Source organism: Nocardioides sp. (assembly GCF_031422975.1).
In the GTDB taxonomy this organism is placed as follows: Bacteria; Actinomycetota; Actinomycetes; order Propionibacteriales; family Nocardioidaceae; genus Nocardioides.
The window spans coordinates 1-10185 of record NZ_JANPEO010000237.1 but is presented as its reverse complement, the minus strand read 5'-3'; the positions used below and the strand labels follow the sequence as shown (position 1 = coordinate 10185).

10 protein-coding genes are annotated in these 10185 nt (G+C 70.3%); 4 read left to right on the top strand and 6 right to left on the bottom strand.

Annotated elements, in window-relative coordinates:
• Window positions 1-83 precede the first annotated feature (83 nt).
• The 3 genes from RMO85_RS07110 to RMO85_RS07100 are packed head-to-tail and all read right to left on the bottom strand — an operon-like array spanning window position 84 to window position 2858.
• Window positions 84-671 carry a lactate utilization protein C gene (locus RMO85_RS07110; protein WP_310527988.1) on the bottom strand — a complete coding sequence of 196 codons (588 nt, stop codon included), beginning with the start codon at window positions 669-671 and terminating at the stop codon, window positions 84-86.
• The gene (locus RMO85_RS07105; RefSeq protein ID WP_310527987.1) at window positions 664-2148 is read right to left on the bottom strand and encodes a lactate utilization protein B; all 1485 of its coding nucleotides are present in this window, start codon (window positions 2146-2148) and stop codon (window positions 664-666) included. Before RMO85_RS07105 ends, RMO85_RS07110 begins: the two co-directional genes overlap by 8 nt.
• Window positions 2145-2858, bottom strand: coding sequence for a (Fe-S)-binding protein (locus RMO85_RS07100; protein WP_310527992.1), 714 nt, complete (start codon window positions 2856-2858; stop codon window positions 2145-2147). Before RMO85_RS07100 ends, RMO85_RS07105 begins: the two co-directional genes overlap by 4 nt.
• A gap of 254 nt (window positions 2859-3112) precedes the next feature.
• On the opposite strand from RMO85_RS07100, the gene RMO85_RS07095 reads away from it, so the two are divergent.
• Both RMO85_RS07095 and pntB read left to right on the top strand, forming a co-directional pair.
• Entirely contained in the window at window positions 3113-4642 is a 1530-nt protein-coding gene (locus tag RMO85_RS07095) for a Re/Si-specific NAD(P)(+) transhydrogenase subunit alpha (protein WP_310527985.1), read from the top strand.
• A gap of 4 nt (window positions 4643-4646) precedes the next feature.
• Complete coding sequence (gene pntB, locus RMO85_RS07090; protein ID WP_310527984.1) at window positions 4647-6086, top strand: Re/Si-specific NAD(P)(+) transhydrogenase subunit beta; 1440 nt, start codon at window positions 4647-4649, stop codon at window positions 6084-6086.
• Window positions 6087-6186: 100 nt separating this feature from the next.
• On the opposite strand, the gene RMO85_RS07085 is transcribed toward pntB, so the two are convergent.
• The 3 genes from RMO85_RS07085 to RMO85_RS07075 all read right to left on the bottom strand — a co-directional run bounded on the left by RMO85_RS07085 (window position 6187) and on the right by RMO85_RS07075 (window position 8686).
• A complete protein-coding gene (locus RMO85_RS07085; RefSeq protein WP_310527983.1) occupies window positions 6187-6921 on the bottom strand; it encodes a VIT family protein in 735 nt (244 codons plus the stop codon).
• A gap of 64 nt (window positions 6922-6985) precedes the next feature.
• Window positions 6986-7519 carry an RNA 2',3'-cyclic phosphodiesterase gene (thpR, locus tag RMO85_RS07080; protein ID WP_310527989.1) on the bottom strand — a complete coding sequence of 178 codons (534 nt, stop codon included), beginning with the start codon at window positions 7517-7519 and terminating at the stop codon, window positions 6986-6988.
• Between the two features lie 18 nt (window positions 7520-7537).
• Complete coding sequence (locus RMO85_RS07075; RefSeq protein WP_310527982.1) at window positions 7538-8686, bottom strand: acyl-CoA dehydrogenase family protein; 1149 nt, start codon at window positions 8684-8686, stop codon at window positions 7538-7540.
• Between the two features lie 53 nt (window positions 8687-8739).
• Between RMO85_RS07075 and RMO85_RS07070 the strand changes: the two genes are divergently transcribed.
• Window positions 8740-9651, top strand: coding sequence for a M15 family metallopeptidase (locus RMO85_RS07070; RefSeq protein WP_310527981.1), 912 nt, complete (start codon window positions 8740-8742; stop codon window positions 9649-9651).
• A 67-nt stretch (window positions 9652-9718) separates the two neighbouring features.
• The gene (locus tag RMO85_RS07065) at window positions 9719-10171 is read left to right on the top strand and encodes a hypothetical protein (RefSeq protein WP_310527980.1); all 453 of its coding nucleotides are present in this window, start codon (window positions 9719-9721) and stop codon (window positions 10169-10171) included.
• Window positions 10172-10185: the final 14 nt, after the last annotated feature.

Sequence of the window (10185 nt, the reverse complement as noted above, 5' to 3'; positions counted from 1 at the left end):
GTGCCCGGCCTCGGTGACGCCGGCGACCGGCTCTACGGCGTCGCGCACTAGACGCTCGCGCGTGTCATCCGTGCGCGTCCCGGTCAGGCGACCACGATGACGTGCAGGGTGCGCGGGCCGTGGACGCCCTCCACCCGGGTCAGCTCGATGTCGCTGGTCGCGCTCGGTCCGCTGATCCAGGTCAGGGGGCGGGTGGGATCGAGCAGCGCGATCGCGTCCGGGACGTCGGTGACGATCTGATCCTCCCGCACGATGCACACGTGGAGGTCGGGCACCAGGGAGATGGCGCGCCGACCCTGGTCCGCGGCATGGTCGAGGACGATCGTGCCGGTCTCGGCGATCGCGACCCGCGCGGCGGTGACGACCGCATCGATCGCGTCGAGCTCGACGGCGGCCAGGCCGTCGTCGGTGACCGAGCCGGGCACCTCGAGTCCGAGGCCGCCGGGCACCACCACGGACAGCCCGGAGAGGGTCGTGGCGACGAGGGCCGGCAGGTCCTCGCTGGAGCAGCGGGACACCGTGGCGCGGTAGTCCTCGACGCGCTCGCGAAACAGCCCGACCAGGTCGGCCACGGGCGTCACACGGGGTGGGGCCGGCACCTCGACGGCCGGCGACACGTCGGCGAGCGCCGCGCGCACCCGAGCCAGGATCTCCTCGCGGGCGTCACTCATCGCGCCGGCCTCCGTCCGTCCGCTGCCACCAGGCGCGAAACGACTCTGCCGGTGGCGCCGGCAGGTCGCGTGCGGAGGTCCAGGCGGCACCGGGGCCGGGGAGTCGACCCACGGCCGGGCGACCACCGGGCAGGGCCGTACGCCCGAACCGGCCGATCACGCGGCCGGCGAGGCCGGAGGCCCTCTCGGCCCAGGCGAGCCGACGGGAGTCGGAGAAGGTGAAGGCCGCGGCGCGCATCGCCAGCGCCTCGGGCTTCGGCACCAGGTCGGCGCGATGGCTGTCCACCACGGCCGCGCGCTGGTCGACGAGGACCGACGGGATGTCGATCAGGACGGGGCACACCTCGAAGCAGGCGCCGCACAGCGAGGACGCATAGGGCAACGACGCGGTCTGCTCGTCCGACACGCCGTTCATCAAGGGATTGAGGATCGCGCCGATCGGCCCGGGATAGACCGAGCCGTAGGCATGGCCGCCGACGCGCTCGTAGACGGGGCAGACGTTGAGGCAGGCCGAGCAGCGGATGCAGCGCAGCGCCTGGCGACCGACATCGTCGGCCAGCGCACGGGTGCGGCCGTTGTCGAGCAGGACGACGTGCACCTCCTGCGGTCCGTCGCCGGGCGTGACGCCGGTCCAGGTGGACGTGTACGGGTTCATCCGTTCGCCGGTCGAGGACCGGGGGAGCAGGCGCAGCAGGGGATCGAGATCGGCCCAGGTCGGCACGACCTTCTCGATGCCGACCACGCTGATCAGCACCTCGGGCAGCGTCAGGCACATCCGGCCGTTGCCCTCGGACTCCACGACGACGAGCGTGCCGGTCTCGGCGACGGCGAAGTTGGCCCCGGAAACGGCGACCCGGGCACGGAGGAACTTCTCGCGCAGGGGCTCGCGCGCGGCACCGGCCAGCTCCGCCGGATCGTCGGTCAGGTCGGCGGGCGGGGGCCGCCCCACGTCGCCCATCCGGCGCTGGAAGATCTCGCGGATCTCCGCACGGTTGCGGTGGATCGCCGGCACCAGGATGTGGGAGGGGAGGTCCTCGCCGAGCTGGACGATGAGCTCGGCCAGGTCGGTCTCCCAGGCGGCGATGCCCTGCGCCTCCAGCGCCTCGTTGAGGCCGATCTCCTGGGTGGCCATCGACTTCACCTTGACGACCTCGTCGGCGCCGTGGCCGCGAGCGACCTCCGCGACGATCGCGCAGGCCTCCTGCGCGTCGCGTGCCCAGTGCACCGTCGCGCCGGACTCGGTCAGCCGGGCCTCGAGCGACTCGAGGTGGGTGGCGAGGTCGCGCAACGCAGCCTCCTTGACGCCCGCACCTGCCACGCGGAGCGCCTCCCACTCCTCGACCTCGGCGACGACCCGGGCGCGCTTGTCGCGGATCGTGTGGGTGGCGTGGGCCAGGTTGTGGCGCAGCTGGGTGTCGCCGAGCGCGGCGCGCGCCGCCTCGGGGAAGGCCGGCATCCCGACGAAGGTGCCGGTCACGGTGTGGCCGCCAGGATCTCCGCGAGGTGCATCGTCCGTACGCCGCTGCGCTGGCGCGAGAGCGTGCCGCCGATGTGCATCAGGCAGGAGTTGTCGCCCGCGACCAGGATCTCCGCGCCGGTGTCGCGCACGTGCCGAGCCTTGTCGGCGCCCATCGCGACCGACGTGTCGGCGTTCTTGAGGGCGAAGGTGCCACCGAAGCCGCAGCACTCCTCGGCGTCGGGCAGGTCGACCAACGTCAGACCACGCACCTTCTCGAGGAGCCGTCTCGGCCGGTCGCCGACGCCGAGCATCCGCAGCGAGTGGCAGGTGGGGTGGTAGGTCACGCGGTGCGGGAAGTAGGCACCGACGTCGGTCACGCCAAGCACATCGACCAGGAACTCGCTGAGCTCGTGCACCTTGGGTGCGGTCGACGCGACGGCGGCGGCCAGCGCGGCATCGCCGGAGCGTGTGGCCACGATCGCGTGCTGGTGCCGGGCGGAGCCGGCGCACGAGCCGCTCGGCGTGACGATCGCGTCGTAGCCCGCGAAGGCATCGACGAACGTCCGCACCACGGGCACCGCCTCGTCGAGGTAGCCGGTGTTCACCATCGGCTGCGCACAGCAGGTCTGGGCCGCGGGGAACTCGACGTCGACGCCGAGACGGCGCAGCAGCGTCACGACCGCCTTCCCCGTGTCGGGGAACATCGCGTCGTTGACGCACGTGATCATCAGCGCAACCTTCACGCGCCCATCCTCGCCGATGGGGAGCGCGGGGCGTAGGTCCGCAGGTCGTGGGTGCGGCGGACGAGGTCGCGCAGCACGTCGAGGCCACCCGTGACGCCACCGGCCGCTCGCGTCTGGACTCTCGGCTGACCCGTCGCCGACTGCAGCGCGTCGTGACGAAGACCACCTGAGACGTTGTCGCCGCGCTCTCGAGCCCGTGTAGGTTTCCCGACAGTCCAGCCGCCCCCAAGGAGGCAACTGTGCGCATCGGCATCCCTCGCGAGTCCCGAACGGGAGAAACCCTCGTGGCCGCCACCACCATCACGGCCGCTCAGCTCGAGTCGCTCGGCTATGACGTCGTCGTGGAGTCCGGCGCGGGCGTGGCCGCCGACCAGACCGACGCGGCGTTCACCGAGGCCGGCATCCGGGTCACCAGCGGCGACGAGGTGTGGGCCAGCGACATCGTGATCAAGGTCAACGCCCCCACGGCCGACGAGATCTGGCGGCTGCGGCAGGGCGCCACCGTCGTGTCGCTGATGGCACCGGGTCGCAGCCCCAAGTTGATCGAGCAGCTGCAGGCGCAGCGGGTGACCGGCCTGGCGATGGACGCGGTCCCGCGCATCTCCCGCGCACAGGCCATGGACGTCCTCTCGAGCATGGCCAACGTCGCCGGCTACCGCGCGGTCATCGAGGCGGCCCACGAGTTCGGCCGGCAGTTCACCGGCCAGGTCACCGCTGCCGGCAAGGTCCCGCCCGCGCGGGTCTTCGTCGTCGGCGCAGGTGTCGCCGGTCTCGCCGCCATCGGGGCTGCCGGCGCGATGGGTGCGATCGTCCGCGCCTTCGACGTACGCCCCGAAGTGGCCGAGCAGGTCGAGTCACTCGGCGGTCAGTTCGTCACGGTCGAGATGGAGCAGGAGGTCTCCTCCGACGGTTACGCCAAGGAGATGACCGCCGAGCAGGAGGCGGCGACCGCCGCGATGTACGACGAGGAGGCCCGCAACGCCGACATCGTCATCACCACCGCGCTGATCCCCGGCCGCCCGGCGCCGCAGCTGATCTCCGCCGACACGGTCGCGCACATGAAGGCCGGCTCCGTCCTCGTCGACATGGCCGCGGCCAACGGCGGCAATGTCGCTCTGACACGGGCGGACGAGCGGGTCGTCACCGACAACCTCGTCACCATCCTCGGCTACACCGACCTGGCGAGCCGTCTCGCCGCCCAGACCAGCCAGCTCTACGGCACCAACATCGTCAACCTCTTCAAGCTGCTCACGCCCGGCAAGGACGGCGAGCTCGTCCTCGACCACGAGGACGTCGTCCAGCGCGGCATCACCGTCACCCAGGACGGCGAGTCGCTGTGGCCGCCGCCGCCGGTGCAGGTGAGTGCGGCCCCGGCCGCCGTCGCTCCGGTCGAACGGCACGTGCGCGAGCCCAAGCAGCCGATGGACCCGCGGCGCAAGCTCGTCGGGGCAGCGCTCGGGGCCGTCCTGTTCGCGCTCGCTGCGGCGTACTCACCACCGAGCTTCCTGAGCCACTTCACCGTCTTCGCGCTGGCGATCTTCGTGGGCTACTACGTCATCTCCAACGTCGCGCACGCCCTGCACACGCCGCTGATGGCCGAGACCAACGCCATCTCCGGGATCATCCTGGTCGGCGGCATCCTGCAGGTGGGGAGCGACAACCTTGCAGTGACAGTGCTCGCGCTGGTCGCCGTGCTCGTCGCGAGCATCAACATCTTCGGTGGCTTCCTGGTGACCGCTCGCATGCTCCAGATGTTCCGGAAGGACTGAGCCGATGGACTTCCTGACCTCTTCGCTGTTGCCCGGCCTGATCCAGGCCGCCTACATCCTCGCCGCGATCCTCTTCATCCTCGCCCTGGGCGGGCTCTCCAAGCACGAGACCGCGCGCCGGGGCAACACGTTCGGCATGGCCGGCATGGGGCTCGCACTCGGCGCGACCCTCGTCCTGGCCGCGCGCAACAGTCAGTACGGCGACCAGCGCCCGCTCGGCGTGACGCTGGTGCTGATCGTGGTGGCGATGGCGATCGGCGCGGCCATCGGCGCCTGGCGTGCGCGAACTGTCGAGATGACCGGCATGCCCGAGCTGGTCGCGATCCTGCACAGCTTCGTCGGCATCGCGGCGGTGCTGGTGGGCTTCAACTCCTACCTCGAGGCCGACCGCCTCGCGGGCTCGCTCGGCACGATCCACGACGTCGAGGTGTTCCTCGGGGTCTTCATCGGCGCCGTGACCTTCACCGGCTCGATCGTGGCCTACCTCAAGCTCAGCGCCAAGATGAAGTCGACGCCGCTGGCGCTGCCCGGTCGGCACCTGCTCAACCTCGCGATCCTGATCGGCTCGGCGCTGCTGCTGGCGTGGTTCGTGCCGGTCGAGGGCGACCTCGGCCTGGTGCCGCTGATCGCGAGGACCGCGCTCGCGCTGCTGCTCGGCTTCCACCTCGTCGCCGCCATCGGTGGCGGCGACATGCCGGTCGTGGTCTCGATGCTCAACTCCTACTCCGGCTGGGCCGCCGCAGCGGCCGGCTTCATGCTGAGCAACGACCTGCTGATCATCGTCGGCTCCCTCGTCGGGTCCTCCGGTGCGATCCTGAGCTACATCATGTGCAAGGCGATGAACCGCTCGTTCGTCAGCGTCATCGCCGGCGGCTTCGGCTCCGACGGCGCCGTCAGCGGGGAGGCTCGTGACTACGGTGAGCACCGCGAGGTTCAGGCCGACGAGGTCGCCGAGCTGCTCGCGGACGCGAAGTCCGTCGTCATCACGCCGGGCTACGGGATGGCGGTGGCGCAGGCGCAGTATCCCGTCGCCGAGCTGACCAGGAAGCTCCGCGAGAAGGGCATCGAGGTCCGCTTCGGCATCCACCCCGTCGCGGGCCGGCTACCCGGCCACATGAATGTGCTGCTCGCCGAGGCGAAGGTGCCCTACGACATCGTGCTCGAGATGGACGAGATCAACGAGGACTTCGCCCACACCGACGTCGTGCTCGTGATCGGCGCCAACGACACCGTCAACCCGGCCGCGCTCGAGGAGCCGGGCTCACCGATCGCGGGCATGCCCGTACTCGAGGTGTGGCACGCCAAGGACGTCGTCGTCTTCAAGCGCTCCATGGCGACGGGCTACGCCGGCGTGCAGAACCCGCTGTTCTTCAAGGACAACTCGCGGATGCTGTTCGGCGACGCCAAGGACCGCGTCGAGGACATCGTGCGCGCTCTGGGCTGACGCCGTACGCCGGTCGATGTAACACGCTGTTAAGTGCACTCCCACGCCGCTGCAACGACGTGGAAGAGCATCGGACAGCGTGTTACATGGGGGGCGGGGTTCAGGCGATCCCCATGCCGACCAGCGAGCCGATCAGGTAGGTCACGCCCATCGACAGCAGGCCACCGATCACGTTGCGGAGGATCGCACGCAGGCGCGGGCTGAGGCTGAGCCTGGCGCTGACGAAGCCGGTGAGCGCCAGGGCGAGCACCACTGCCAGCACCGTGACCATGATGCGCGCGCCCGCGGGCGCGAGGACGACACACATCAGTGGCAGCAGAGCCCCGAGGGTGAAGGCGATCATCGACGCCCAGGCCGCGTGCCACGGGTTGGTGAGCTCATTCGGGTCGATGCCGAACTCGATGTCGGCGTGCGCGCCGAGGGCGTCGTGCGCGGTCAGTTGCGCGGCGACCCGGGTGGCGAGCTCGGGGTCGAGACCCTTCTCCTCGTACATCTTCGCCAGCTCGCGCTGCTCGGTCTCGGGCATCGCCTCGAGCTCCTCGGCCTCGAGTCGAAGGATCGACTTCTCGGAGTCGCGCTGGGTGCTGACCGAGACGTACTCACCCGTGGCCATGCTCATGGCACCCGCGACGAGGCCTGCGACGCCGGCGATCAGGATGGCCGTGCGATCGCTCGTCGCGCCGGCGACGCCCATCACGAGGCCGGCCGTGGACACGATGCCGTCGTTGGCACCGAGGACGGCGGCCCGCAGAGCGTTGAGACGGTGTCCGCCGGCCGCGTCGGTCTGCTCGTGCCAGTGCTGCGGGTCCGCGTCGGTGCCGATCTCCATGCTCATGGCGCCAGCCTTCCCCGCGTCCTGCCGCTGCGCAACGAAGGTGAGGCTGGGCTGAGTGTCGCGCTCACCCGTCCCCGAGCGGGAACGTGGCGCAGACCTCATGCCGTGGACCCTCCCCGAGGTGCGACTCGACCAGCGCGAGCTCGGTGACCTCCCACGGCGGACCCGCGTAGGACTCGAGCAGCCGCACCCACCTCGTCACGTTCGTCGGTCGCCCGAGCCGCGCGAGCGTCAGGTGCGGATGGAACCGCTGACCGTCGACTTCCGCGCCCGATGCGACGACCGCGTTGCGAGCTGCCCGCGAGAGAAAATCGAAGGATCCCTCGAGTCCGGCGAACAGGACGCGGGCGCCGTCGGGGTGCGGGAAGGCGCCGCCACCGACGATCCGCGTCGGGAACGCCGCACGCCGCCCGGCCGCGACCGCGAGCCGTTCGCACAACGAGTCGAAGGACCGCTCGGGCACGTGCGCGGTGAAGGCGAGGGTGACGTGCCACGTGTCGGCGCGGGTCCACCTGAACTCGCCGGCGCTGCGGCGTACGGAGAGGAAGTCGTCGAGGTCCTCGACGACGTCACCAGGCGGGATGACCGCCACGAACATGCGGCTCACTGGCACCCCCTACTGAAAGCCCAGGTCACGCCCGATCAGCATCTTCATGATCTCGTTGGACCCGGCCCAGATCTTCGTGACCCGGGCGTCACGCCAGGCGCGGGCGACACGGTATTCGTTCATGTAGCCATAGCCGCCGTGCAGCTGGACGCAGTGGTCGAGGACCTCATTTTGGACCTGCGACGTCCACCACTTCGCCTTCGCCGCGTCGACCGCGGTGAGCTCGCTGCGTGTGTGCTTGAGGACGCACTGGTCGACGTACGCCTGCGTCACCTCGACCTGGGTGACGAGCTCGGCCAGCAGGAAGGCGTTGTGCTGGAAGTTGCCGATCGGCTGGCCGAAGGCGTTGCGATCCTTGGCGTACTGGATCGTCTCCTCGAGGATCTGCTTGGCGTGGGCGAGGTCGGTGATCGCCGAGCCGAGCCGTTCCTGCGGGAGGAACTGCATCATCGAGATGAAGCCGGTGTCGAGCGGGCCGATCAGGTCGGCGTTGCTGACCCGGACGTCCTCGAAGGAGAGCTCGGCGGTGTCGGAGTCGTCCTGGCCGACCTTGTCCAGCACCCTGCCCACCGAGAATCCGGGCCGCGTCGGGTCGACGCCGAAGTGCGAGATGCCCGTGGCCTTCCTCTCCGGGCTGGTGCGCGCGGCCACCACGACGAGGTCGGCGCTGCCACCGTTGGTGATGAAGGTCTTGGAGCCGTTGATGATCCAGTCGTCGCCGTCGCGGACGGCCGTGGTCTTCAGGTTGGCGAGGTCGGAACCCCCGCCGGGCTCGGTCATCCCGATCGCGGTGAGCAGCTCGCCGGTGCAGAACCTGGGCAGCCAGCGCTCCTTCTGCTCGTCGTTGGTCAGGTGCACGAGGTAGGGAGCGACGATGTCGGCGTGGATGCCCACGCAGCTCGGCAGGGTCATGTTGACCTTGGCGAGCTCCTCGGTGAGCACTGCGTTGAAGCGGTAGTCGCCGGCCTCGGAGCCGCCGTACTGCTCGGGGATCTCCAGGCCGAGGAAGCCCTGCTTGCCGGCGGCCAGCCAGAACTCGCGCGCGAGCCCGTGTCCGGTGGCGTATTCGTCCAGATGCGGGATGACCTCGCGGTCCAGGAACTCCTTGACGGAGGCGCGGAACGCCTCGTGGTCCTCGTCGTAGATCTCTCGGCTCATGCCACCAATGTTACTGGCGGGTCACCCACGGTGTCGCGCGATAGCGTGCAGGTGTGATCAGGCGTACGCCCCGAACCGCCGTGGTGCTGCTGGCCGCGCTCGTCGCCGGAGCGCTGGCTGGCTGCGGGGCGACGTCGTCACCGCGCGTCGAGGATGGCTCGACGGCCGCCTCGGCGGCGGTGGGGGAGGCCCGACGGCCCGACGCGTCACCCAGAACACCCATGGACGGCACGCTCCTCGCGCCGGCCACCGGCTTGGGCGCCCGTCCGCCTGCCTGGCTCGGCACCCGCGAGCTGCCCCGGGCACAGAGCGGGTACGGCGAGGTGCGGCCGACCCCGAAGGTGTTGCGCAACCGCCGCTGGACCCGGCCCGACACGGTGCCGAGGCTCCCGGGCCACGGGTTCGCGGCGAGGGTCGTCTCGCCCGCCCCGGGAACGGTGATCGAGCGTTCGAGCTGGCGGGAGGGCTGCCCGGTGGCCGCGACCGACCTCGCCTGGATCCGGCTCACGTTCTGGGGCTTCGACGCCCAGCGACACACCGGCGAGCTCCTCGTCCATCGCACGGTCGCCGACGACATCGTCGGCGTCTTCCGCACGTTGTATCGCGAGCGGTTCCCGCAGGAGCAGGTTGGGATCGTCCGGTCCTACGACCCCGACGCCGCGCCGACCGGCGACGGCAACGGGACCGGGTCCTTCGTCTGCCGGCCCACCACCGGGGCGTCGTACTTCTCCCAGCACGCCTACGGCCTCGCCATCGACCTCAACACCTTCCAGAACCCCTACCTCAAGGACGACGTCGTGCTGCCCGAGCTGGCCAGCTCCTACCTGCGCCGCGATGTGGTCCGGCCCGGCATGATCGTCGCGGCCGGTCCGGTGATCGAGGCGTTCGCGCTCATCGGGTGGGAGTGGGGCGGCGCCTGGCACGAGTCGGTGGACTACCAGCACTTCAGCCAGAACGGCCGCTAGGCGGCAGGTGCGGCAGGGCTGGGCGGCACTTGCTAGCCTTGGAACGATCCAACCATCGAGGAGAACCGTGCAGATCTGGCCAGGAACCCCGTACCCGCTCGGTGCCACCTTCGACGGGAGCGGCACCAACTTCGCTCTCTTCAGCGAGGTCGCCGACCGCGTCGAGCTGTGCCTCTTCGACGAGGACGGCACCGAGAGCCGCGTCGAGGTCAGCGAGGTCGACGCCTACGTATGGCACTGCTACCTGCCGACCGTGCAGCCCGGCCAGCGCTACGGCTATCGCGTGCACGGCCCCTGGGACCCCGCCGAGGGCCTGCGCTGCAATCCCACCAAGCTGCTGATGGATCCCTACGCCAAGGCGACCAGCGGCGAGATCGACTGGGACCAGTCGCTGTTCGGCTACAACTTCGGCGACCCGGACTCCAGGAACGACGACGACTCGGCGCTGCAGATGCAGATGAGCGTCGTCATCAGGCAGTTCTTCTACTGGGAGGGCGTCCGCCGCCTCAAGATCCCCTAGTACGAGTCGTTCAT

Coding starts and splice junctions, on each gene's coding strand:
- RMO85_RS07110 (WP_310527988.1), bottom strand. CDS start 671: ATGAGTGACGCCCGCGAGGAGATCCTGGCTCGGGTGCGCGCGGCGCTC.
- RMO85_RS07100 (WP_310527992.1), bottom strand. CDS start 2,858: ATGATCACGTGCGTCAACGACGCGATGTTCCCCGACACGGGGAAGGCG.
- pntB (WP_310527984.1), top strand. CDS start 4,647: ATGGACTTCCTGACCTCTTCGCTGTTGCCCGGCCTGATCCAGGCCGCC.
- RMO85_RS07085 (WP_310527983.1), bottom strand. CDS start 6,921: ATGAGCATGGAGATCGGCACCGACGCGGACCCGCAGCACTGGCACGAG.
- thpR (WP_310527989.1), bottom strand. CDS start 7,519: ATGTTCGTGGCGGTCATCCCGCCTGGTGACGTCGTCGAGGACCTCGAC.
- RMO85_RS07075 (WP_310527982.1), bottom strand. CDS start 8,686: ATGAGCCGAGAGATCTACGACGAGGACCACGAGGCGTTCCGCGCCTCC.